A 23,664-nucleotide genomic window follows, 5' to 3' on the forward strand; every position below is an offset into this window, starting at 1 on the left:
GCGGCAGGCCGTGATCCAACAGGCACCACCGAATGGATCGCGGCCTGCGGGCCTTCTGTGTGACCGGACGGGCCGTCCGGTCACACCGTGGCCGACACCGGCCCGGGAGCCGACTCGGCGGACAGGAAAACCGGTGTCACCGAGACCGGCAGGGCGATCACTCCGCCGTCGCGTTCCACCGGCACGGGTGTGCCGAAGACGTCGACTGCGTGCGCCTCCGCATGGGGCCAGGGGCGCTCGACACGCGTGGCGGCCTCTTCCTCGCCCGCGAACACGTCACCGGCGGTCCAGGCGACCTCCAGGGCGCCGCGCCCGTGCCGCTCCACCGTGAAGACGTAGAGGTCGGGACGGTGCTCGACGGCGACCCGGCGCACATGATCGACGCCCTCCAGCCGCGCGGCCAGGAGCGCGAAGGCGTCCGCCGACGGACGGCGGACGGTCAGCCGGGTTCCGTCGTAGTCGAGCAGTGCCAGCTTGCCGTAGAGGAATCCCATCAGGTTGAGCCGGTCGTGGTAGCCGGGGATCTCCGGGGCGAGGTTCCAGCACACCGTGCGGCTGATGCCGGCGGCCAGGGCGAGGATGTTGCGGGTCACGATCTGCCGGCAGTTGATCCGGTCCCGCCGCGCGCTCAGTTCCGGCGGGCAGTCCTCCATGAACATCCGCAGGGTGTCCGGGAGTTCGGCCGCGCGGTCGTACAACGCACGCATGGTGCGGCGGTCCGGCGGCTCCGTCTCCGGACCCGGGACCGGGGCGGTGAAGACCGCGGTCATCTCCCGCTCGAACGCCGTCTGCGCCTCGGGGAACTCGAACAGTGTCGGGCCGTTGTACTCGCCCGCCACCACGGGCCGCTCGTAGCCGTGTCGCCGCATCATGGCGCGGACATCGTCGACGTGTACCGGGATGTCGTGCGGGTCGCCGTACAGGTTCACGCAGAACAGGTCGTAGTCGTCGCGGGCCCGGTCCACCACATGGTCGAAGAACTGCCTGGCCGTGCTGTCCTGCGGGCTGGACAGTACGTCGTAGCCGCAGCCGCCGAGGACGACACGGGCTGCGGGGTCGGCCTCCCGTACGGCCCGGGCGAAGACGGCGAGCTGCTCGACGTACTCGGGTGCGGTGCCGTCCCAGAGCAGACCGGTGTTGCTGGGTTCGTTGTCGCACTGCCAGTACTCGACACGGCCCCGGCACCGGGACACCAGACGATCGACGAAGTGTGCGTACCGCGCGTCGTCCTTCGCCGGAGACGACGGCAGGAAGCCGGACGGGGTACGGGTGGCCCAGGGCGAGCTGGAGCAGACCGTGAACCAGGTCTCGGCGGCCGGGTCGAGCTGGTCGAGGATCGCGTCCACCGTCGCCCAGTCGAAGCGGCCGGGCTCCGGCTCGACCTGGGCCCAGTACACGTAGACCCGTACGAGGGTGCCGCCGAGTGCCCGGACCTGCGGCACAAAGGCGTCCGGCTCACCGAACAGGCCGTAGCCGATGCCCCGGCCGATACCCAGCCGGATCCCGGCCGGTACTGCTTCCCTCTCCATGACACTTCCCTTCGTGCTTACGTATACGCCTTAAACTGTAGCTGATGGTATAAACTACGCCCGTGGACGAAGTGCGGAAAACGGTCGGGGAGCCCGGCGTCTCGCTGATCTGGACCCATCCCGAGCCCCGGCGTCGGCAGAGCCCGCTGGAGCGCGAGGACATCGTGCGAGCGGCCATGGCCGTCGCCGACGAGGGCGGTGCGGAGGCGCTGACGATGTCCGCGGTGGCCAGGTGGCTGGGCCCGTACACGCCCATGGCCCTCTATCGTCACGTACTGAGCAAGGACGGACTCGTCGATCTGATGCTCGACGCCGCCACCGCGGAAGTCCCACTGCCTCCGGAGCGAAGAACTGACGGATGGTCAGACCTGAGGGCGGTGGCCACGGAGACCTGGGCAATGGCCAAACGGCACCTCTGGTACGCCCAACTCGCCCCGACCCGGCCACCGTTGGGCCCGCATGCGATGCGCCGTACAGAGTTCCAGCTCCGTGTCCTGCTGGAGCAGGGTGCGGACCTGGGCCGGGCCGTCGCCTACGCGGCACTCCTCGACCGCCATGTCCTGGGCAGCGCGCAACAGGTGGCCGAGGAACACGCGATGCGGCGCCGGCTCGGCCTCGACACCCCGCAGCGGCTCACCGAAGCCGTCGCCGCGGCCCAAGGGCTGGCGGAGCAGGGAGGTCACGAACTGCTCGCCCGCTGGATGAAAGCACCGACCGGACCCGGCATGGACGAGCAGTTCGAAATCAGCCTGACCTTTCTGCTCGACGGCATCGAGTCCGAGTTGAACCGCTGAGTCCCTGGCGAGCGGAGCTGCCAGATGCGCCCGACGGGTCGGCGCTGCAGGTGTCCGTGCGAGCCTGTGGCCCGGCATGGTGGTTCGGCGGACATGCCCTTCCGGGCCGGGTGTCACGCCTGACCGGAACCGTCGCCCGGGCCCGGCCTTCCCGCTAGGCTCAGGTTCCCTCAGGTTCGTACCTGTGGTCAGCGGGAAGGATGAAGCGCCCGTGGCGTAGCCGGCGTTCCGGTCACGAGCGCCTCGCAAGACCCTGTTCAAGAGCACGACAGTACGACCCGTCCGTCCACGCGGTATCCGGCTTTCGTATACCGGTGGCCGCCGCCCGAACGGGAGCCGACTCGGCCCGCCACCCCGGGACGCGCCCGTCGGCACTGCTGCTCGGGCGCCGACCGGCAGACACGCCCGTCCACGTATCAACACCTACTCACCGAGGTCCGATGCCCACCCTCAGATTTGGCAAGTACCTGACATTAGCGACCGCGGCCCTTCTGCTGCTCGCCACGGCCCCCGGGGCGGTCGCCGCCACCGGGGATCCCGCGGGCAGCGCGCAGGCAGCTTCGGCCACCGCTTCCGCCACCGAGACGTGGCAACCGCCGTTGTCCACCCGCGGGCGGTACGTCGTGGACGCCGACGGAAACCGTTTCCGGCTGAAGTCGGCCAACTGGGACGGCGCGCAGGGCTCCTGGACAGGCAGCGGCAGCATCGACGACCCGGCCAACCATCACGCAGGCCAGGACTCCTACGGCATACCCCTCGGCCTGGACCGTGCTTCCCTGCCCCAACTGCTCGGCGACTTCCACCGGCTGGGTATCAACAGTATCCGGCTGCCCTTCTCCAACGAGATGATCCATGCGACGACACCGGTGCCGGACGTCGCCGTCACGGCCAATCCGGGGCTACGGGGCAAGACACCCCTGCAGGTCTACGACGCCGTGGTCGCCGCCCTCACCCAGGACGGGTTCGCGGTCATCCTGAACAACCACACCAACACCTCTCGATGGTGCTGCGGCGTCGACGGCAACGAACGCTGGAACAGCGGGCAGTCGACCCAGCAGTGGGCGGACGACTGGGTCTTCATGGCCCGCCGTTACGCCGGTGACCCGCGGGTGGTGGGCGCCGACCTCTACAACGAAGTACGCCGTGACGTACTGGACGACCCCAACTGGGGCCTGGGCGACGCCCACGACTGGTACGCGGCCGCCCAGCTCGCCGGGGACCGCATCCTCTCCGAGGCCAACCCCAACCTCCTCATCGTCATCGAGGGGATCAACTGGACCGGTCTGCCGGTCGACGGGCTGCCGCACGGCCGCCCCACCCTCACCCCCGCGCGCATGCTCTCGCACACCCTCGTCGCCGCTCACAAGCTGGTGTACTCCGCCCACTTCTACGGATACACCGGCCCCAACCACAGCGGCGCCAGCGGGATCGGCGAAACCCACGACGCCCGCTACCAGGACCTCACGCGCGACCAGCTCTACCAAGTCCTCAACGACCAGGCCTTCTTCGTCTCTTCGGAGGAGAACCAGCACTTCACCGCACCTGTGTGGATCAGCGAGTTCGGCATCGGAGCCGGTGAGACGAACACGGCCGCCCGTACCTGGTTCGGCAACGTCACCGACTACTTCGCCGACCACGACGCCGACTTCGCCTACTGGCCGCTCGTCGGCTGGGAGGGCCACGACGACTGGTCCCTGCTGCGCTACGACACCTCGGGCAACCGGTACGGCATCCTCGACCAGTCCGACTGGCGCGGGAGCGCATGGAACCGGCTCATGACCGCCCCGACCCGCACCGGGTCCGTCGCCGCGGTCCCCAGTTGGCGCATGCTCGCCACGGATCACGGCGACTATGTGCAGTCGCTCCGGGTGCGGGCGGGCGGCGACTGGAACTCGGGTGCGTCCAAGGCCACTTGCCCCGACGGGCAGCGGCTGATCGGTCTCGGGCACAGCGGCGTCCGAGCGTTGTGCACCGACGTCTCCACGGGCGACCTGCGCTCCGCGGGCAATAGCCAGACTGTCGTCACCGACGAGCGCTACGTTCCCGCGGGCGGTGACTGGGCCTCCGGATACACCAAGTTGCAGTGTCCGACGGGGAACTTCCTCATCGGCTACAGCCGCCGCGGCGGCCGGACGTCGGCGGGCCTGTGCGTTCCCGCCGGCCCCGCGTTGGCGGGCGCCGGGCGAACCGTGTGGTTCGACCGTTCCGACAACCGGCCCGCCAACGCGGCCGGCGGCGACTTCGCGAACGGCGACTACAAGGGCCAGTGCGCCGATGACGAGTACGCCGCCGGGATCGCCTTCACGACCCGCTTCGGCGCCGGTCAGGGGCCGGCCGCCCTGCTCTGCCGCAAGCTGAGCTGATCACCGCTCGTCCGGCATGGACGCGGTCCGCGCACTGGGCGGAGGGTGCCCAAGAGGTGCCGTGCCGTGAGTGACGTACCGCCGCGCGAAAGCCCTCGCCGCCGGGACCCGGCCGACCAAGCCCCTGCGCACACAGGCCGATTGGGTCCCGGCGGCGTGTCCACCCGACTCCACGCCGACTTCGGACACCTGACGAACATGCAGGGGACCCGAGGGGATCTGCAGAAGGAGCCGCCCATCGACGTCGACACCGAGTGGATATGACTGGCCCTGCCGTGTACCTGGTCGCTAACCTCGCCACCCATGAACCAGCGCAGGCGGAAGAAGCTCTCCCGTCATCTCTTCGCGGCAACAGTGACAGGTGACGCCGCCCGAGTGAAATGGGTTCTGCGGGCTGGAGCCGACCCGGAGCGGAGAGACAGTGAGGGCACTACCCCTCTGTACGCGGCATCCGTGAACGGGGAAGCAGAGATAGCCCGCCTTCTCCTGACGGCCGGGGCCTCCCCCGACACCGAGAGCAGCGGACTCGGTTCGGAGGGCACGCCGTTGTGCGCAGCCGCATGCTGGGGGCACGTCGAAACGGTTCGCGAACTGTTGGCGCACGGCGCGGACCCGAGCCTTCGTGAAGATCGCGGAACGGGCTGGTCCCCCCTGGACTGGGCGAACAACGGCCCCCACCCCGAAACCGCCGAACTCCTCGCCGCAGCGCGAGCCACCCCAAGCGGGGGAACCACGTAGATCGCCGTTCGTCGTCAGCATGCCACTCGGCTCGATTTCCAGGCCGCCGTGGGACGGAGCCGTCGGGCCGCCGACGGGCGGCAGGACGTCATGTGTGCGATGGATTGGGGTGAGGGCCCGAGACCGGGCAGGGATTCGGGCCCTCACGTGCCGCGCATCCGTCGGGGGCGTTTGCGCGATGACCTCTTCAACGAGCCTCGTGCCCGAGGGATACGATCCGCCGCTCGACCAGGTCCGCGAGTACTCCCCGAGCGGTCGTTCCGTTCGGCCGGGCCCACCCGGCGACGAGGCGACCGGACGAACTCTGTGCGACCTCCTCCGGCCGCGGGACGCGGTTGACCTGAACGTCAAAAGCGTCGCCGGGGCCAATTCCGTGGACAGCGACGGTCGGGTCAGGGGTGTCGCTCCTGCTCTGATGCTGTGGCTCCGTCTCGCCGCGCAGCAGCGCGTGCAACTGCGCCATCACCACCGGGTCGTGGACGCCGTCGTAGATCCACCGGGTGCCGGGCACCGCGTGCTCGGAGGTCCCGATCAACGCCTCGTCGGGGACACCTTCCAGTACCGCACCGCGGTAGCCCATCGGCACCGGATACGCCACCGGCGGCTGCGCGGTGGCGTCCACCACGACCATGAACTCGATCCCGACAGCGCCCTCGGGATCGTCCAGACGGAACCCGCCGGCCTTGACGAGCTCCGGCGCTTCCGTGTCGCCCACGTACCAACTCTGCTTCGGCAGCCAGCCGGTGAGCAGTTCCGGCTTGGTGGGCGTCATGGTGGTGTGGTGGACAGAGGCCGTGCGAGCTCCCTCACGCGTAGGTCCGGGCCCGTCCTCCGACGGGGTGTGATCGAACCTGTCGGAAACCTCCTGTGCTTCCCGAGCGACAGCAACTGGCCCCACAGGCTTGCCCGTTGCCCATGTCGCCTCGGACAGTCACGTTCCCGAAGGGGGTGGTGTCACAGAACACCGGAGGTCGAAGGACGACTCACGGAAGCTGCTCGACCAGCCGGTCGACGAGCGGGGCCGGGTGTGACAGTGCGGCCAGATGCCCACCGGGAACGGTCTCGGCCTCGATCCCGAGGCGGTCGTGGGCCACTCGGCGCTGGAACTCCAGAGGGAAGAACCGGTCCTCGGCCCCGGCAAGCACACGCGTGGTCACGTCGGGCCATCGCTTGATGTCGCATGGCTGGCCGAAGGCGATGTCGGCCTCGGGTCGCTCGTGATCCGCCCCTGCGGCGGCGACCGCCGCCGGTACGTCGTGCAGGAAGTAGGTGTCCAGGTCGAACTCGGTGCCGTAGCCGCCCGCTTCGGCCGCGGCGAGGCGGGCCGGCTCCGATCCCGTGTTGCCCCACCACTGTGCGGGCGTCTCGCCCGGGAGCGGCACCATCGCATTGACGAGCACCAGCAGTCCTACGGGAACACGGGCGCAGACCATCGGTGCCGTGAAGCCGCCCATCGACTGGGCCACCAGGACGACATCGTCGTGATCGCCGATCGCCGCGACCACAGCGTCGGTGTACTCGGGCAGCCCCGAGGACTCATCGGCGCCGGGCAGATCCACCGCGACCGCCTCGTGCCCCCTCGCTTGCAACTCGGACACCACCCGATGCCAGTACCAGGCCGCACCCCCGGCCCCGGGAACCAAGACAAACACGCTCATCCTCGCCTCCGTCCGTTCACCCTCACGACGTACAGACCGCCGACAGCGACGGAACTCATCGGTCGCGGTGACGACCTGACACCGTTATCGGTCGATGTTCCAGTCGGACGGCAGGGCTTCATCGCAGAACACGCAGACGAAGTCGTCCTCACGCACGACATTGACCTGTCGGCATGACACACAGCGCCGGAACACCACCTGGTGCGTGAACCGGTCGGGGCGATCGACCCCGGCTCGCTCCAGGGCATCCGCTACGGCCGACCATGAGCCGACGTCCGGGCAGTATCCGGTCGACTGATTGCTGACCTCGTCGACCACCCACTGCCCGAACTCCTCGCGGAAGCTCACCTCACCAGCACCCAGCACCGCTTCCCCGCCCGCGCAGACCACGTGCTCGCTGCGGCGCGGCGCGCCAATCGGAGGGCGCCCTGGGTATCAACTACGAAGGTGAACGGCTCAGCCAGTTCTTCCACGTCGCGAGCCGACACCCACCGAGTGAAGTCCGTCGGCGAGCGGATGCGTGCGCCCTCTCCGCCAGGCCGGACAAGACCCCTAAGATCACTGGGCCCCACATAGCGGTAGTCCCGTCCCGGTGCCTTCATACCGGCCAACCTAGACCGGCGCCACGGCCAGGACATGGGGAATTACGCCCTTATCGAGCTGTCGACACAGTCAGGTGATCGGGGAGCGGGTACCCGTCCACCGGATGCGATCGCTGGTCCCGGGGCGCCGGCGTCAACGTACAGTGCGGTCAGGACTCGCCTTTCGGCAGCGACTGTTGCCTCTTGGAAGCTCGTGGTCCGAGGCGAGAGACGAGGTAGGCATTCGATGCGGGCCATGGCCGAGGGCGTCGGCGCGCCGCATGGTGCTCGGCCGGCCGCGTACAGCACCGTTTCCACTCATCTGGCCCTGCACAGTGATCGAGGGCTCAGCGAGCTCGTGGACGCCGCCGCACCGCTCGGTTCCGGTATCGGCGGGCGGTCCGCGCTGCTGGAAGTCGCCGGCACGCCGGTGTTCGTCAAGCGGGTCCCCTTGACGGAGGTCGAGCTTCGGCCCGACCGCGTGCGGTCCACGGCGAACATGTTCGGACTACCTGTCTTCTGCCAGTACGGCATCGGGGGGCCGGGGTTCGGGGCGTGGCGGGAAGCCGCCGTCCACACCATGACCACCAACTGGGTGCTCGCAGGGCAGCATCAGGGATTTCCGCTGATGTACCACTGGCGGGTGCTGCCGGACGAGGCACCCACCCTTCCGGACGAGCTCGCCGACGTGGATCAGGCCGTGGCCTATTGGGGAGGCGGGCCGGAGGTACGTCGTCGTATCGAGGCCCTCAGGGAGTCCCCGGCGAGCCTCGTGCTGTTCCTCGAGTACATCCCTAAGACGCTGCACGACTGGCTCAACGAGCAGGTACGAGCCGGCGACGGGGCCGTCGACCGGGCTTGTGCCCTGGTGGAGAGGGAACTGGCGGCCGGTACTTCGTTCATGAACGACCGAAGTCTCCTGCACTTCGACGCCCACTTCGAGAACATCCTGACCGACGGCCGGCGCCTCTACTTCGCCGACTACGGCCTTGCCCTGTCGGCCCGCTTCGACCTGTCCGCCGCCGAGGCCGACTTCTTCGAGCGGCACCGGACGTACGACCGCGCGTACACGCTCAGCTACTTGGTGAACTGGCTGATCACGGGCCTGTACGGCTACGAGCGGGCGGAACGGGTGGCGCTGATACGCGCGTGTGCCCAAGGGGCACGCCCTCCCGCGGGCCCGCCGGAGGCCACGGCGCTCCTTGACCGTCACGCTCCTCTCGCGGCAGCCGTGACGGACTTCCACGAGAGGCTCCGGGACGAGAGCCGAGAGATCGCGTACCCGCAGGCGGCCATCGAGCGGATCCTCGCATCGCGCACGGGCTGAGGCCTGGCCTGACGTGCGGCCGACGGTGAGGCGTTCCTTCGTCGGCGTGTGCTCGCCGCGGTGCGGTGGGGTCCTCCGCGCGTTCGATGTGGCGGGTCACAGGAGAGGGTCGTCCGGCGTCACGTCGTACCGTCCGGAACCCAGGGGTCACCGCGTCGGCGTGGCGCGGTGGCCCCTGAGGGGTTGTTCGACCGGCTACTTGAGGTAGACCAGCCCGTCGGTCGTGACCGTGGGCCGGCCGCTGGTGCCGACGACCACGATCTTCACCGTGTGCTTGGCGGTGGTGGTCCAGGTGTCCGTCCAGATCGCGTCGCGGTACTTGGTCGTGGTCGACTTCAGGTCCACGGTGGCGGTCTTCTTGCCGTCCGCGTAGACGTACACCTGGCCGGAGGTCGCGGCGCGCGAGACCACCAGGGCCGCCGAGCGGCCGGTGAAGGTCCAGGTCAGCGAGGCGTTCTTCGTCGAGCTGCCGTAGGCCTTGCCGCCCAGGTAGCTGGTCGAAGACCTGGCCGTCCAGGTGCCCGACCGGGTGGCCGAGGTCTCCTGGAGGATGACCAGGGTACCGCTCACCGAGGCCGAGGCAGTGTTGCCGACCTGGTCGTACGCGGTCATGTTCCAGCTCGTGGCGACCGCGGACTTGGCGGTGAAGGCCGCGCTCGTGACCGTCGGACCGTAGGTCTTCGCGACCGGGGCGGTGAGGCGGACCTCCTTCAGCCCTGACGTGTCGGTGGCCCTCCACTTCAGGGTCAGCGGGACGGCCGTGGTGTTCACCGTGCCGGCGCCCAGGGCGAGGTTCGGCTTCGTGGAGAAGACGGGCGCGGTGGTCTCGGCGACGACCGTGGCCTCCGAGGTGGTCGCGGTCCTCCCGGACTGGTGGACGCCCCGTACGGCGACCTTGTGTGTGCCCACGGCCAGGTTCACCTTGGCGGAGGCCGCGGTGCCGGGGACGGTGGCCGCGACCTTGCCGTCGACCAGCACGTCGTACTGCTTGACCAGGGCGGCCGGGGTCGTGGCCGACCAGTTCAGGGTGACGGCGGCCTTGGTGAGGACGGTGGTGCCGGACTGGGCGGCGCCGGTGACGGAGTTCAGGGTGAGGCCGGTGACCGGTCCGCCCGCCCAGGTACGGATCGTGGGCAGCAGGTCGTAGTAGGCGTCGCCCGGACAGACCGTGTTGTAGCCGTCACGGTGGCCGTGGATCGTGGGGAGGGTCATCCTGGTGCCCGCCTCCCACGTCTGGCGGTAGTAGTTCGGTCCGGTCGCGCCCGCGGTGAGGGTGGTGGTGCCGGTCGGGTCGACGCCGTACTGGCCGAGCTTCCACGCGGCGAGCCGGGCGACCGAGGCCATCGACTCCTTCGACGGGGCGATCGAGCTGTAGTCGCCCATGATGGCGATGCCGGTGGTCTCGGAGTTGAAGCCGTAGGCGTGCGCGCCCATCACCGGTCGGTCGACGCCGCCCTTGCGCCCCTCGTAGATCGTGCCGCACTTGTCGACGAGGAAGTTGTAGCCGATGTCCTTCCAGGTCAGCTGTTCCACGTCGTAGGCGTACGTGGCCCGGATGATGGCCGGGGCCTCGGCGCAGGTGTAGTCGTTGGACCCTGCGGTGTGGTGGAGCACCACCGCCTTGATCTTCCCGCCGGGGAGATAGCCGGGCTCCTCAGGGCTGATGGACTCGTCCGCGCTCCAGTCCGCTCGTGAGGCGATCGACGGGCGGGGCACGGTGGACGGCGGGGCCGGCGGGACGGTCGCCGTCGACGAGGCGGTCGGGGTCGGGGAGGAGGAGTCCGACGTGGGGGCGCTGGGAGACGCGCTCTCGGCCGAGGTCTCCGACTCCGTGGGCGCGGCGGAGGTCGTCGTCTCCGTCGGAGGCTCGGAGGCTCGGAGGCTCGGAGGGGAGGGACGGGGACGGGTCGGGGGAGGTGGTCTCCGCGGGCGGGTCCGTCACGGCCGGGTCGGTGGGATCGGTCGGGTCGGCGGGATCGGTCGGGTCCATCACGAACCCGGCCGGCTGCATCCGGGAGTTCTTGCCGCCGCCAGGGTCGATCATGTCCAGCCGGAGGCCCGCGGGCAGCCGCTGTGATGTCCGGCCGGACATCCGCACCTCCACGCCGTCGGATGGGCCCACCCACACCGGATCGGTGCCGCCGCGGGACGCGCCCTGCTCGCCGTCACCGCTGTTGCCGTCCAGCCGCAGCCACTTCGACCACGTACCGTGCTCCGCGTTCCGCGCCCTGGCCTCGATCGTGCCGGTCACCCGTGCGGACGGTTCGGCCCAGGTGACCCCGAGCATGCTGAAGGGCGCGGTACCCCGCCGGACCAGGCCGGCGGACGTGCCGCTGGCGGCCACCTTCAACGCCGCCGTCTTCGCGCTGGTCCGGATGGGCCCGGACTTCCCCTCGTTCCCCGAGTCACCGCTGCCCCCGCCGGTGACCCCCTGGACGACCAACGTTCCGGAGACCGCTGCGGCCACCAGAACGGCCGCACCCCACCCACGACGTCTCAATGCCCTACCCTCTCACTTCTCCGTGTGTCACGCATGTATGTGATGTACAGGGAAAATATATGAGAGTTAAACAATGGCTGGAAACGGTTTCTGGCTCGATTGTGTGTCACCGGTCCACGGAGCCGCGCCGGCCTGACCTGGCCACCTGCCGCCCCGACCGCCGGTCCGCGGGCCGGCCCCGAACGCCGGCCGTCGACCGGGACGGTGCGCAACTGTTCTGCGGGGAGGCCGCCGGGTTCCTCGCCGGTCAGTCGCCCGCGGGTGTGGTCGTGCCGGCCGCGGGTGCGGCGGACAGTCCGAACAACGCGCCGAGAGTGCCGAGTTGGGTGTCGATCGCGTCGAGGGCGGCGAGGGCCGATCGATGCGCGGGTGGCGCCGCTCCAGTTGTCCGCACCTGTTCCGGCGGTGCCGCTCCCGTTGCGGTGGGCGGGGCCGGGCGGCGGCCGATCGCCCGGCGCACGGTGAGTGCGTGCGCCGCGACCTGAGTGCGGCGTCGGAGGACGGCCGGATCGGCGGCGAGGGCGTCCGGGGCCGCACCGACGGCGAGGGCGAGGTGGTCGACGGGATCGCCGCAGCGCCGCAGCGCCGTCACGGACCGGAGCGTGAAGTGGTCCGGGTGCCGCCGAGCGGACAGTGCCCGGGGTGCGGGCACGGCGGCCAGGATCCGCAGCGGAGCCGTCACGGCTCCCAACTGCTCGACGCGGTAGGCGAATCGAGCCTGCGCCATGCGTACGGCCGGGCCGTCGCGCCAGTCGGCCTCCATCAACTCGCCCAGACCCGACAGCGCCGCCGCGGCGCGGGCCCGTATCACCGCCTCTGTACGGATGGGCAGGATCAGCCAGGAGGCCGTCAGGCCGAGAACCGCGCCGACCGCGATTCCCGCCAACCGGGTGTGCAGGAGGTCTCCGGGGTTCTGCCCGAACCAGTCGTAGAGCAGCGAGAGTACGGCGGTGACACAGCCCGCCCAGTAGGCGTAGCTGAGTTCGCGCAGCCACGTGGCCACGGCCAGCACGACGAAGATCACGACGACCGCGGTGTCCGACCGCGGTCCGAACTGTCCGGAGACAGCGGAGGCCACCACCGTGCCGGCCGCCGCGCCGAGCGTGCGCCAGGCCCCTTTGACCAGTACGTCGCCGCGGCTGCGCGCACCGCTGCACACCAGGAACGCCGTGAGCACGACCCACGCCCAGTGGTCCGGCCACAGGTTCCGGCCGATCGCGAACGCGGCGGTCAACGCCGCCGCCATCTGCAGAGCCATCCGGGTGCCGGCGGGCAGCCGGCGGCGCGTGGCGCGTGGCGCCGTGGTCACTTTCGCGGAGGGCGGTCGCGCCACGAGGCCGGTGCGCTGCGCCGTCCACGTCACCACGGTTCCCCAGGCGACCGCCGCCAGGGCCGTCACCGCCGCCCAGCCGGTGTGCTCGTGCCCGCTCACGGGCACCGTCCCGGCGGGCACCACCAGGACCGCAATCAGTGGCAGAACGACGAGTGTGCCGGCCCGGGTGGCGCGCGCTCCGAACCGGCGCACCCAGATCGCCCCCGCGACTCCCACGACGAACGCCGCGTCACCCGCAAGGGGGTGCTGCTGGATCAAGGTGCTCAGCTCCGTGCCCGCCGCTGCCGCGCAGGGCAGCACGACGCAGGCCAGCAGCCGATCGGTCCGGTCGAAGAGGCGTTGCACGCGACCGAGCGCCGAGGCGATCACCACCGCCTGCACCACGCTGTCCACGTACAGCCCCGCCTCGTGCTCGACGAGCAGCGCCCAGCCGTACGTGCCCAGCACCGTGGCCATGGCCACGACCGTCGTACGCAGGTGCGTCCCTCGCGGATCGAAGTGCAGTGCACGGCGCGACGACGTCAAAAAGCTACGCAACACGTAGAACCACCGCCAAGAGGACCCCTGGAACAAGCCATGGAGCAAGCCATCTGGAGATGCACCCTCCAGCCGTATCGTAAGTGATACCTTAGCAATGTGATGGGAGAGCGAACAGAACACGAGGACGCGGAACGATATGGGTCCGAGCGGCGGGACGGCCGGGCGTCCGCCGAGATCCGGCAGGGCGTCATCCGGCTCGCCCGCAGGCTGAGCGCGGAGCGCCCCGCCGACGGGCTCAGCCTCAACAAGAGCAGCGTCCTCGGTCACCTGCGGCGCAACGGACCCATGCCGGCCGGTGCGCTGGCCGCCGCCGACCATCAGCAGCCGCAGTCCCTGACGCGGGTCTTCGCCGACCTCGAACAAGAAGGCCTGATCAGCCGCACGCGCGACATGCACGACGGCCGACAGCGCGTGGTGCAACTGACCGAAGCGGGCCGTGAGGCCCTGGCCCGTGACATGGCGCAGCGCGACGCATGGCTCGACATCGCCCTCGTCGACCTCACCGAGACGGAGCGTCAGGTCCTGCTGCTCGCCGCCCGCCTGATGAACCGCCTCGCCGACTCGTCGGCCACCGTGCCCGGCTCCACGAACCGACCCCACTGACGGAGGCTCCCGTGTCCTGGCCCGACCACGCCATCTGGTGGCACGTCCACCCCTTGAGTTTCCTTGGCGCGGAGCCGGCCGCCCTGTCCGCCGGTGCACCGGTGCGGCACCGCCTGCCGGTCCTTGCCGACTGGCTTGACCATCTGGTCGGGCTCGGCTGCAACGGCCTCGCCCTGGGGCCCGTCTTCGCCTCCGAGACCCACGGCTACGACACGACCGACTACTTCCGCCTCGATCCCCGGCTGGGCACCGAGGAAGACCTGCGCGAACTGGTCGACCGGGCCGCGTCGCGCGGGGTCCGCGTCCTGCTCGACGGCGTCTTCAACCATGTCGGCAGGTCCTTCGGCCCCTTCGCCGACGTGGCGCGACGCGGCATCGCCTCCCCGTACGCGGACTGGTTCGTCCCCGAGGGTGACGACTTCCGCACGTTCGAGGGGCACCGTCATCTCGTCGCCCTGAACCACGGGTCTCCGGCGGTCGCCGACCATGTCGTCGAGGTTCTCGACCACTGGCTGGACCGGGGCATCGCCGGCTGGCGGCTGGATGCCGCCTACGCGGTTCCCCGGCCGTTCTGGCGTACTGTCACGGACCGGGTCAGGTCCCGCCACCCCGGCGTGTGGTTCAGCGGTGAGGTGATCCATGGTGACTACGCGGCGTACGTCGTCGAGGGCGGACTGGACACCGTCACGCAGTACGAGCTGTGGAAGGCCGTCTGGAGCTCGCTCAACGACAGCAACCCGCACGAACTGGCCTGGGCGCTCAAACGCCACAACTCCATGATCGACACCTTTGCGCCCCAGACATTCGTCGGCAACCACGACGTCACGCGCGTCGCCAGCCGGCTGGGCGAGCCCCGTCACCTGGCGCACGCGCTCACCGTGCTGTTCACCGTCGGGGGGACACCGTCCATCTACGCGGGAGACGAGCGTGCCTGGGAGGGAGTCAAGGAGGACCGCGCGGGCGGGGACGATGCCATCCGTCCCGCGTTTCCCGTCTCCCCTTCGGATCTCGGCCCCGACGGGCTGGCCGTCCAGCGGCTTCATCAGACCCTGGTGGGCATGCGTCGCCGCCACCCCTGGCTCGTACGTGCGCAGACCCGGATCCACTCCCTCGACAACACCGTCCTCAGCTACACCCTGGCCGCGCCCGACGCCGGCGCCACCCTCGCGGTCGCCCTCAACTTCGGGCCTGCCCCGGCCACCGCCGGCATTCCGGCCGCACCGTGGGCGCCTGTCGCGGGTGACGCTTCCGTCGATTCCGTCACCGGTTCCGTCTCGCTTCCACCCGTGGGCTGGTTCATCGCCACGACATCGGGAAGCCGCAATTGATTCTCGGCCGCCGTGCCCTCGGTTTTCCGGACATCGGCCGGAACGAGGACCGAGGATGGCGTGTCGGCCATGATGTCAGGTGTACGGAAACTGTTGACGTATCAAATCTGTACTGTCGGAAAACGCTTCCGTCGCGTTGAGGGCGTCGCAATTTTCACATTGTTGAAATGTTCTCGGAAGTTAATTTCAGGCACTCGTCTCACGCGGCGTCGGCACTGAATGCGCGTGCCCATGCATTGCGCCAGAGCGTAAGCCGGCGCCCGTGCTGTCCGCATGCCTGGACATAGGCGACCAGGACTTCCTCCGACGGCATGCGAAAACCGGCCAGAATGTCGGCCACCGTGCTGCGCGGCAACGGTCCCGCCCCGAGGTCGCGGGCCTTCTTCTCCATTTCACGCAGGGACGGCTGGCCGGCGGCGAGCCGCGCCTGGTGCATGGCCTCCAGCAGATGAGCCGGGTGGTATACGAGTTCGAGCTTGCGTCCGACGCGTGGCGCGGAGGGAACCTCGCGGCCGTCGGGAGTGTGGCCGGATTGCCGGGCCGCCTGCTCCCAGCGTTGTCGGGCCTCGCGCCGTGTGGCGCCACAGACCTGCGCATACGCTTCCACGACATGGCGACGAGGCAGGAAGGTGCCACGGTCGGCCCGCGACAGGGTGACGGCCGAACAAGCCGGATCCGCGATCCGGAGTCCTTCGGTCAGCTCCGCCATCTGCCGGTAGGTGAGTCCGGATCGTTGACGCAGCGAGCGTAGCCACTGAGCCAGTTCGTAACACTGTGCGGATTGCGGGATCGGCGTTCTGCTCCGCCCCACCACTGCCCCCTGGATGTCGAGACTGCCGGATGCGTGACGCGTCCGATGGTATGTCGATCGACGACGCCCATTGATTCGGTCGATATCGGGACCCGAGGATTGCGTACTGCTAGGAGGGCCCGTTTTGGTCTTTACTTGGGCTCACGTATATCGACGCTATGGATGACCCCGATGAAGAGTCAAGGAGGCTTTACTTTACTTTACTCTGCATGGGAATCCCTTTCCTTTCGGTGGATGTTTGGTTCATTTTGTCCGAGAAGTGGAGTGGTGAGATCCGTGCGTCCACATGGGGTTTTGCGCGGGCGTCGGGTAAGCGGCCCAGTGGGTGTCCAGAATCCTGCTGCATAACGGTCTTGCTGGCTCATTCGCCGCTCTGCTGACATGGATTGGCCGGCCGGAGGTGCCGGTCACTCCTGATCCTGTCGAATCAGCGGAGGAATGCAATGACAACCGTGTCCAACGCCGCTCTCGGTGAAATCATCGAACTGATCAAGGAAGTCAAGCCGGGTATAGCCGATCAGACGGTCGAACCCGGGCACTCCGTCGTCGAGGACCTGGGCCTCGACTCACTGGACCTGCTGCAGCTCGCCCGTCGCATCAACCGGCACTTCGGCGTCGAGTTCGACCTCGACCAGTGGAACGCCGAAGCCGACGAGCACCACCGGAGCATCGCCTCGATCGTGGCCGTCGTAGCCGCCGGCAGTCGTGCCTGAGCCGGCTGCGACCAACCGCGTCGCTCTCGTCACGGGTGGTTCGCGGGGGATCGGGGCCGCTGTTTCGCACCGCCTCGCCGCCGACGGACTCACGGTGCACCTCGTCTGCCGCAGCGCCCTGGACGCCGGACGTCGCGTGGTGAAGGAGATCGAGGCCGCAGGCGGCCGCGCCGTCCTGCACCAGGCGGACGTCGGCGTCGAGGCCGAGGTCGAGGACCTGGTCGAGCAGGTGACCGCACAGGAGGCCGCACTGCACGTCCTGGTCAACAACGCGGCGGTGATCGACGATCAACTCCTCGCGGTCACCCGTACCGACCGCTGGGAGAACGTTCTGCGGACCAATCTCACCGGCCCCTTCCTGACCAGCAGGGCGGTTCTGCCGGCGATGCTGGACCAGGGCTGGGGCCGCATCGTGAACATCTCCTCCAACTCGGCCCGTACCCCAGGACCGGGCCAGAGCGCCTACGCGGCGTCCAAGGGCGGCCTCGAGGCACTCACCCGCGCCCTGGCCGTGGAGGTCGGTCGCAAGGGCATCCGCGTCAACTGCGTGGCACCCGGCAAGGTCCGCACCGAGATGACCGCGGCCGTCGCCGATCAGCTCGGCTCGGACAGTGACGGCACCCGCTGGGGGCTCCCCGAGGACATCAGCGGACTGATCGCCTTCCTCGCCCGTGACGAGGCGGACTACATCCAGGGCCAGACGTTCACGGTGGACGGCGGCCGCATGATCATGCGCAGCCCGGGTCGGCGATCCCGGTGAGCCCGGGGCGAACGGAGGAACAGCCGTGGGGGCAGTGAAGTACTGGGAGGACCTGGCGCACGCACCGGTGCGCCGGTTCGGGCCGGTGGTTTTTGGCGGCGCGCTCCTTGACCAACTCCTCGATCTGATGGGGGAGAAGCACCCGGTGCACGACAGCGACGACTTCGCCCAGGGCACGGACCGCCGGCAGCGCATCGTGCCCGGGGGCTTCATCCACTCCATCACCTCGGGCTGGGTGGTCCAGCACGGCTCCCCGGCCGCCATCGTCGGTATGCGGAGACTGAGCTGGGACTTCGTCAGACCGCTGTATCCCGACACCCCGTTCTGGTTCACCACCGCAACCGACCGGGCGGAGGAGATCGACGACCGGATCGGCCTGGTCGAAACCACACGCCGGGTGTTCGACGAGAACGACCGGACGTACGCCATCGGACGCATGAGCGTCGTACTGCTGCGGCACGCCGCGCAGCGGACCGCAGCGGCAGGAAGGGTTCAGTGATGGGCAGTCAGTATCAGCCGCTCAAGGGGCGGGTGGCCCTGGTGACCGGCGGCTCGCGGGGCATCGGCGCGGGCATCACCCGCAAACTCGCGGCCTGGGGAGCGACCTTGGCCATCAACTACGTCGACCGGGAGGGACCGGCCAAGGAACTCGCGGCCGAACTCGGTGAACAAGGTACGGAAGTGACCCTGCACCGCGCCGACCTCAGCGAGCCCGAGGAGATCGAGAACCTGATCGCGGAGATCGGCGAGATCCACCACGACCTGCACATCCTCGTCCAGAACGCGGCCGCCACCAAGTTCGCCAGGCTCGCCGAAGCCTCCCTCGGTGACTGGCAGTTCGTGCAGGACACCAACTCCCGGGCCACCTGGCTGCTCGCCAAGCACGCGCTCCCGTTGATGCGTGAGCGCGCGGGAGCCCGCTTCATCACCATCACCAACTCCACGACCACGCGCATCATCCCGCGCGCCGGTCTCTTCGCGGCGGCCAAGGCGGGACTCGAGGCGCTGACCGACTACCTCTCCTACGAGCTGGCGCCGTACGGCATCGTCGCCAACTGCGTGCGTCCCGGACTCGTACAGACCGGCGTCTTCAAGGTCCGTCCCGACTTCGCCCACGGTGTCACCAAGGAACTGTCCGTCTCTCCGTGGCCGGGCGACCGCATGACGACGCCGGAGAACAGTGCAGACGTGGTGGCGCTGCTCTGCCTGGAAGAGGCGTCCTGGATCGCCGGGCAGACCATCACCGTGGACGGCGGATACCGTCTGTGGGGCGGGATCAGCGGTGGAGGCCGTCGTGCCGAGTGAGCGCGGCGGGCGGCAGGACCGTCCCGACATCGTCGTCACCGGTATCGGTGTGATCTCCCCGGCGGGCATCGGCGCGGCCCGGCTGTGGGAGGCCATGGCCGCAGGCAAGACATTCTTCGACACGGGTGGCAACGACGGGCCGGCCCCCGCGCTGCCGTGGCCGTCGGCCGCCGTCGACACCACGGAGATCACCTGGCCCGCCGGCCGTGACTGGGCCAACGCCGGCAAGTACGCCAACCAGTCGGCCCGTTGGGCGGTCGCCGTCGCGCGTCAGGCCCTGGAACAGGCCGGGATCACCGGCGACACGGAGGACGTACGCGGCGGAACCGTCATGGCCGTGGGCAGCAGCAGCGACGAACTGAGCGACGTCATCCCACAGCTCGCCTCGCGCTTCCGCAACGATCCCAGGCCGCTGGCGAAGTTCCTCCACGACGAGGTGCCCGACTACTCCTACATACGCGGCATCCCCTCCCAGCTGGGCCAGTTCGTCTCCATGGCCAGCGGATTCCGGGGATCGAACGTCGCGGCCTACGGCGAGGCGGCGGCGGGCGGCACGGGCGCACTCGCCCTGGCCGTACGGCTGTTGGAGAGCGGCGAACTCGACCGGATGCTCGTCGTGGGCGTCGGAGCGCCGCTCACGATCACCGCGATGGCCGCCTTCGACCAGGACGAACCGCTCGGCACGCGCGCCACGGCCGGTGCGGGTCCCTTCGACGCCGACAGGTCGGGGACCCTGGTCGGCCAGGGGGCCGCCGCAGTCCTGCTGGAGCGTGCCGACACCGCGCGCGGAACGGCTCGGGCCCGGCTCGCCGGCTGTGAGGTGCTGGTCGCCGCCGACGTCGCGGCCTCGGCGCGCCTTGTCGTCGACTCCGTACTCGCCGACGCGGACACCACACCCACCATGTGGTGGGCACACGGCGCCGGTTCGCCGCTCCTCGACCGCGTGGAAACCCTGGCGGTACTGCCCCGGGTGGGCAGCCTCCCCGTCACCGGTTCGAAGGGCACCATCGGCAACGCCTTCGAGTGTTCGGCGCTCATCGACACCGCGCTGGTCGTGGAGAGCCTCGGACGCGGCGAACTTCCCCCCGTGGGCCTGCTGCGTCGCCCCGACCCCGGACTCGGCGGTCTCGATCCGGTCATGGGGGAGACCCGTCCCCTCAGCCCGGCGCCGATGGCGCTGGTCACGGCGTTCAACCAGGGACACCACTCGACAGCGGCGGGAGCCATCGTCATCGCATCGACGCACGGGGCTGCCACCGGCGACGGGAAGGTACGGACATGAGCGGCGACATCGTCATCACCGGTATGGGGGTGATCACCCCCATCGGCGGAGACGTCGAGACCTTCTGGTCGGCCAACCTCGAAGGCCGCTCCGGAGTGGTCCTGGAGGAGCGGATGGACACCGCCGGACTGCCCTGCGGCTGGACGGCCGGACTGATCCCGGAGGACGTCAAGGCGAAGGTCGCCGCCGACTACGGCGCACCCGACCGCTCCTGGGGCGACTCCCTCATGCTCGCCGCCGTGGACCAGGCCCTCGGCGACGCCCGCCTCGACGAACTGCCCGCGGAGGACGGGCCGGCCGCCCTGGTCTACGCGCGAGTGTGGCCGGGCCCCACCGGATCGTTCCCCCAGGACTACGTCACGCACATGGAAGACCTCGCCGAACGCTACGACAGGATCGGCAACGAGCCCTCGGCCGTCCTGAAACATCTGCGCGGCAGGCATCTCCCGCCCGAGACACGCGACTTGTCCGCCTATCCCACCGAGATCACCGAACGCCTCGGGACGGCTGTCATCCCCGTCCGGCTGGAAGCCACCTGCTCCGGAGGCCTGCGTGCCATAGCGGAAGCCGCCCGGCTGCTGCGCTCGGGACGCGCGCAGTACGCGGTGGTGTCGGCGGCCGTCTCCCGCAACACGCCGTACGTGCTCTCCCAGTACGGCCAGCTCATGGCGCTGTCGCGCTGGAAGGGCGAGCCCGCCCTGGCCTCCATGCCCTTCGACAAACGCCGTACGGGCATGGTCATCAACGAGTCCGCGGGTGCGCTCGTCCTGGAGACGGCCGAGCACGCCGCCCGGCGCGGCATGGCGCAGGCGTACGCCGTCATCGGTGGCTGGGGGCTGGCGGTGGACACCCGCCACATGACCGCTCCCAGCGTGGAGATGATCGAACGGGTCATGCGGACCGCCCTCGAACAGGCCGACGCGCACCCGGACGACGTCGACACCGTCAATGCCCACGGCACCTCCACCCGTCTCAACGACGTCACCGAGGCCCGCGCGTTGCACCGGCTCTTCGGCGAGCGGATGGCGGACCTCGACGTCAGCGCCGTGAAGTCGCTGACCGGGCACGGATCGGCGGCGTCCGGTGTGGTGGAGACGGCGGTGGCGGCCCTCACGATGTGCCGGGGAATCATCCCGCCCGTCGCGACCTGCACCGAGCCCGACCCCGCCTGCGCCGTGCGCACCTCCCTCACCCCGGTGAGGCGGCCGGTCGGCACCGTACTGAAGAACTCCTTCGGTTTCGGCGGCCAGTACGCCTCGATGCTCTTCCGTCGTCCGGCCACGCCACGGCCGGCACCCCAGCCGGTGTGAGCGCGATGGACCGGCTGGAATACGAGACGGCCGATCCCGCCGGACCGCACCGGGGCACCGTCGTCTGGCTGCACGGCATCGGCCAGGCACCGGGCGATCTGATGGCCGTGACCCAGCGGTTCCGGCTCCCCGAGGCGGGGGTGCGCGGGGTGTTCCCGCGCGCGCCCGTCGCGGCCCCGAGCCTGCTGAGCGGTCTGTCGGTGCCGTGCTGGTTCCCGCAGAACCTCCTCACGATCGACCGGATCGACGTCGAGGGGCTCCTGGCGGCGCACCGGCCGCTCTCGACGCTGCTGAAGGCGGAAGCGGACCGGATCGGCGCCGGAAGGATCGTGCTGGCGGGCTTCTCCCAGGGCGCCACGGTCGCCCTGACACTGGCACTGACGTACACCGAACGGCTGGCGGGCGTGGCCCTCTACGCGCCCTTCACCCCTCCCGATCTGCCCGCACTGCTCCCGGCCGGTCGGCCGTCGCCCGCCAACAGCGGCCTGCCGGTGTGGATCGGCCATGGGGCACGGGACTGGGTCGTCCCCGAACGCAGTGGTGCCGGGCTGAGAGACCTGCTCACCAGTTGGGGACATCCGGTGACGTGGCAGCGCTATCCCGGCGGACACGAGCCGTTCGCCGGAGTACGGGCGTCGCTGCCCGCCTACCTCGGTGACGTCCTGGATGTCCACGTGCCGCGGATTCCCGGGTCAGGGCCGGCAGCGCGGGCGCGTTGAGCGGGGATCCCGGCATGCGTCCCGCACGGCCCGGACTACCGGAACCGGTATCCCTCTCCAGGTTCCGGAAGTCCGGGGTGTGTCCATATCCGGCACGGCAAGGCACGGCAAGGCACGGCAAGGCAAGGCACGGCCCGGTCCTGTTGAGGTGTTCGTCCGCGGACACCGCGCTCGGTCGGCACTCCGTCGCCCGGTCCCGGGGAGACGGGTCGGGCCGGACGGGACCCGCTCCGGCCCGACAACCGCCGACAGGGACGGATCGGGGGACAGATCGAGGCCGGCCGAGTCCTGTGCGCCATCTCGTCACCATCGGCTCGTCGTCGTACCGCGCCGCAACGCGGTTGGCCCGGACGCCGTACCTGCACCGGGAAGGGACTGGAAGTTGTCTGCACTGATGTCACAGGTGCCACAGGTGTCACAGGTGTCACGGGTGTCGCCCCTGAGGGCGGCCCGCCTCCCGGAGGCCGAGCCGTTCGGTGTCGGCCTGCTCTTCCCGGGTCAGGGCGCCCAGCGGCCCGGAATGGGCGAGCCTTGGCGCGACACCCCGCACTGGAAGGTCGTCGCACGTCTCTCCGAGGTCTGCGGAAGGGACCTCGGACGGCTGCTGCTGCACGCCGGAGCAGAGCAGCTGACCCGCACCGACACCGCTCAACTGGCCACCTTCGCGCTGGAGATGGTGGTGCTCGACGCGTTGCGCACGGCGGTGGGCGAGCTGCGGCCCGCGGCGTGCGCAGGGCACAGCCTCGGCGAGTACGCGGCTCTGACCGCCGCCGGGGTGCTCGCCCCTGAGGACGGCGCACGGCTGGTCGCCGAGCGCGGGGCCGCCATGCAGGAGGCGAACCGGCTCACGCCCGGCACCATGGCGGTACTCATCGGAACCGACATCGTGCCGCGAACACAAAAACTCGCCGCCCGGATGCGTGCCGTGCGGCGAGCCCAGGTGTGGGTCGCCAACATCAACGGCGCCGAACAGGTCGTGATCTCCGGAGCCGTCGATGCCGTGGCGACGTTGGTGGAGGAGGCCACTCGCGGCGGCGCGCGGGCGATCCGTATCCCGGTCGGTGGTGCCTTCCACACACCCTTGATGGCTCCGGCCGGCCCACGCCTGGCGCAAGCCGTCGACCGAACTCCCCTGCACCCCGCACACTGTCCGGTGATCGCGAACGTCGATGCGCGCGCCCACCTTCACCATCAGGAGCGATGGCGGGCGATGATGCTCCGTCAGCTCGTCATGCCGGTGCGCTGGGCAGGCTCCATGCGCACCCTCACCGCCATGGCACGCGGCCGTCTCCGCCTTGTCGAAGTCGGCCCAGGGTCCACACTGGCCAACCTCGCACGCAGAGTTCTGCCCGCGGAGATCCCGGTTCGCTCCGTCGCAACTCCGGCTCAGGTGGAGGCCCTTGTCGCCGAGTGGTGGCATTGACCGGGCCGGCAAGACCAACGGCGCGCGGAGACCGGCCCTGCTACGAC

At 69.8% G+C, this 23,664-nt stretch carries 21 protein-coding genes and 1 pseudogene; 14 read left to right on the top strand and 8 right to left on the bottom strand.

Features of this window, described 5'->3' with window-relative positions; all coding sequences use genetic code 11:
- Positions 1-80: 80 nt before the first annotated feature.
- Positions 81-1,529, bottom strand: coding sequence for a hypothetical protein (locus N4G66_RS18250; protein WP_261705196.1), 1,449 nt, complete (start codon positions 1,527-1,529; stop codon positions 81-83).
- A 62-nt stretch (positions 1,530-1,591) separates the two neighbouring features.
- Here N4G66_RS18250 and N4G66_RS18255 point away from each other — a divergent pair, with 62 nt between their 5' ends.
- The 3 genes from N4G66_RS18255 to N4G66_RS18265 all read left to right on the top strand — a co-directional run bounded on the left by N4G66_RS18255 (position 1,592) and on the right by N4G66_RS18265 (position 5,424).
- A complete protein-coding gene (locus N4G66_RS18255; protein ID WP_261705197.1) occupies positions 1,592-2,323 on the top strand; it encodes a TetR/AcrR family transcriptional regulator in 732 nt (243 codons plus the stop codon).
- Between the two features lie 440 nt (positions 2,324-2,763).
- Complete coding sequence (locus N4G66_RS18260) at positions 2,764-4,686, top strand: glycoside hydrolase family 5 protein (RefSeq protein WP_261705198.1); 1,923 nt, start codon at positions 2,764-2,766, stop codon at positions 4,684-4,686.
- Between the two features lie 303 nt (positions 4,687-4,989).
- Positions 4,990-5,424 (top strand): ankyrin repeat domain-containing protein, encoded by a 435-nt coding sequence (locus N4G66_RS18265; protein WP_261705199.1) that lies wholly within the window; start codon positions 4,990-4,992, stop codon positions 5,422-5,424.
- Positions 5,425-5,611: 187 nt separating this feature from the next.
- On the opposite strand, the gene N4G66_RS18270 is transcribed toward N4G66_RS18265, so the two are convergent.
- The 3 genes and pseudogenes from N4G66_RS18270 to N4G66_RS18280 all read right to left on the bottom strand — a co-directional run bounded on the left by N4G66_RS18270 (position 5,612) and on the right by N4G66_RS18280 (position 7,684).
- Positions 5,612-6,196 carry a maltokinase N-terminal cap-like domain-containing protein gene (locus N4G66_RS18270; protein WP_261705200.1) on the bottom strand — a complete coding sequence of 195 codons (585 nt, stop codon included), beginning with the start codon at positions 6,194-6,196 and terminating at the stop codon, positions 5,612-5,614.
- A gap of 211 nt (positions 6,197-6,407) precedes the next feature.
- Positions 6,408-7,082 (bottom strand): alpha/beta fold hydrolase, encoded by a 675-nt coding sequence (locus N4G66_RS18275; protein WP_261705201.1) that lies wholly within the window; start codon positions 7,080-7,082, stop codon positions 6,408-6,410.
- 84 nt (positions 7,083-7,166) lie between these two features.
- Positions 7,167-7,684, bottom strand: a pseudogene (locus N4G66_RS18280) (hypothetical protein).
- A 235-nt stretch (positions 7,685-7,919) separates the two neighbouring features.
- Here N4G66_RS18280 and N4G66_RS18285 point away from each other — a divergent pair.
- Positions 7,920-8,990 carry a protein kinase family protein gene (locus N4G66_RS18285; RefSeq protein ID WP_261705202.1) on the top strand — a complete coding sequence of 357 codons (1,071 nt, stop codon included), beginning with the start codon at positions 7,920-7,922 and terminating at the stop codon, positions 8,988-8,990.
- A gap of 195 nt (positions 8,991-9,185) precedes the next feature.
- Here N4G66_RS18285 and N4G66_RS18290 read toward each other — a convergent pair whose 3' ends face one another.
- The 3 genes from N4G66_RS18290 to N4G66_RS18295 form a co-directional block, all read right to left on the bottom strand.
- Positions 9,186-10,706 (bottom strand): peptidoglycan recognition protein family protein, encoded by a 1,521-nt coding sequence (locus N4G66_RS18290; RefSeq protein ID WP_315903652.1) that lies wholly within the window; start codon positions 10,704-10,706, stop codon positions 9,186-9,188.
- Positions 10,645-11,490, bottom strand: coding sequence for a hypothetical protein (locus N4G66_RS45650; protein ID WP_315903653.1), 846 nt, complete (start codon positions 11,488-11,490; stop codon positions 10,645-10,647). Before N4G66_RS45650 ends, N4G66_RS18290 begins: the two co-directional genes overlap by 62 nt.
- Before the next feature lie 247 nt (positions 11,491-11,737).
- Positions 11,738-13,279, bottom strand: coding sequence for an FUSC family protein (locus tag N4G66_RS18295; RefSeq protein WP_261705203.1), 1,542 nt, complete (start codon positions 13,277-13,279; stop codon positions 11,738-11,740).
- Between the two features lie 183 nt (positions 13,280-13,462).
- Between N4G66_RS18295 and N4G66_RS18300 the strand changes: the two genes are divergently transcribed.
- Positions 13,463-13,966 (top strand): MarR family winged helix-turn-helix transcriptional regulator, encoded by a 504-nt coding sequence (locus N4G66_RS18300; RefSeq protein WP_261705204.1) that lies wholly within the window; start codon positions 13,463-13,465, stop codon positions 13,964-13,966.
- Positions 13,967-13,977: 11 nt separating this feature from the next.
- Complete coding sequence (locus N4G66_RS18305; RefSeq protein ID WP_261705205.1) at positions 13,978-15,294, top strand: alpha-amylase family glycosyl hydrolase; 1,317 nt, start codon at positions 13,978-13,980, stop codon at positions 15,292-15,294.
- A gap of 199 nt (positions 15,295-15,493) precedes the next feature.
- Here the strand turns inward: N4G66_RS18305 and N4G66_RS18310 are convergent, their stop codons facing one another.
- Positions 15,494-16,108, bottom strand: coding sequence for a helix-turn-helix domain-containing protein (locus N4G66_RS18310; RefSeq protein WP_315903654.1), 615 nt, complete (start codon positions 16,106-16,108; stop codon positions 15,494-15,496).
- A 440-nt stretch (positions 16,109-16,548) separates the two neighbouring features.
- On the opposite strand from N4G66_RS18310, the gene N4G66_RS18315 reads away from it, so the two are divergent.
- The 8 genes from N4G66_RS18315 (at position 16,549) to N4G66_RS18350 (ending at position 23,617) form a co-directional block, all read left to right on the top strand.
- Positions 16,549-16,818: a phosphopantetheine-binding protein gene (locus N4G66_RS18315; protein ID WP_261705207.1), complete on the top strand. Its 270-nt coding sequence runs from the start codon at positions 16,549-16,551 to the stop codon at positions 16,816-16,818.
- On the top strand, positions 16,811-17,578 hold the full coding sequence (locus N4G66_RS18320) for an SDR family NAD(P)-dependent oxidoreductase (RefSeq protein ID WP_261705208.1): 768 nt from the start codon (positions 16,811-16,813) through the stop codon (positions 17,576-17,578). Before N4G66_RS18315 ends, N4G66_RS18320 begins: the two co-directional genes overlap by 8 nt.
- Positions 17,579-17,603: 25 nt before the next feature.
- Positions 17,604-18,077 (top strand): MaoC family dehydratase, encoded by a 474-nt coding sequence (locus N4G66_RS18325; protein ID WP_261705209.1) that lies wholly within the window; start codon positions 17,604-17,606, stop codon positions 18,075-18,077.
- The gene (locus N4G66_RS18330; RefSeq protein ID WP_261705210.1) at positions 18,077-18,883 is read left to right on the top strand and encodes an SDR family NAD(P)-dependent oxidoreductase; all 807 of its coding nucleotides are present in this window, start codon (positions 18,077-18,079) and stop codon (positions 18,881-18,883) included. Before N4G66_RS18325 ends, N4G66_RS18330 begins: the two co-directional genes overlap by 1 nt.
- Positions 18,873-20,165: a beta-ketoacyl synthase N-terminal-like domain-containing protein gene (locus tag N4G66_RS18335; RefSeq protein WP_261705211.1), complete on the top strand. Its 1,293-nt coding sequence runs from the start codon at positions 18,873-18,875 to the stop codon at positions 20,163-20,165. The genes N4G66_RS18330 and N4G66_RS18335 overlap by 11 nt, the downstream gene beginning before the upstream one ends.
- The gene (locus N4G66_RS18340; RefSeq protein WP_261705212.1) at positions 20,162-21,475 is read left to right on the top strand and encodes a beta-ketoacyl-[acyl-carrier-protein] synthase family protein; all 1,314 of its coding nucleotides are present in this window, start codon (positions 20,162-20,164) and stop codon (positions 21,473-21,475) included. Before N4G66_RS18335 ends, N4G66_RS18340 begins: the two co-directional genes overlap by 4 nt.
- A gap of 5 nt (positions 21,476-21,480) precedes the next feature.
- Entirely contained in the window at positions 21,481-22,194 is a 714-nt protein-coding gene (locus N4G66_RS18345) for an alpha/beta hydrolase (protein WP_261705255.1), read from the top strand.
- Positions 22,195-22,624: 430 nt separating this feature from the next.
- Positions 22,625-23,617, top strand: a complete 993-nt coding sequence (locus N4G66_RS18350) for an ACP S-malonyltransferase (protein ID WP_261705213.1) — start codon at positions 22,625-22,627, stop codon at positions 23,615-23,617.
- Positions 23,618-23,664 lie beyond the last annotated feature (47 nt).

It is taken from the genome of Streptomyces rhizosphaerihabitans (genome assembly GCF_025399795.1).
GTDB classification, from domain to species: domain Bacteria; phylum Actinomycetota; class Actinomycetes; order Streptomycetales; family Streptomycetaceae; genus Streptomyces; species Streptomyces rhizosphaerihabitans.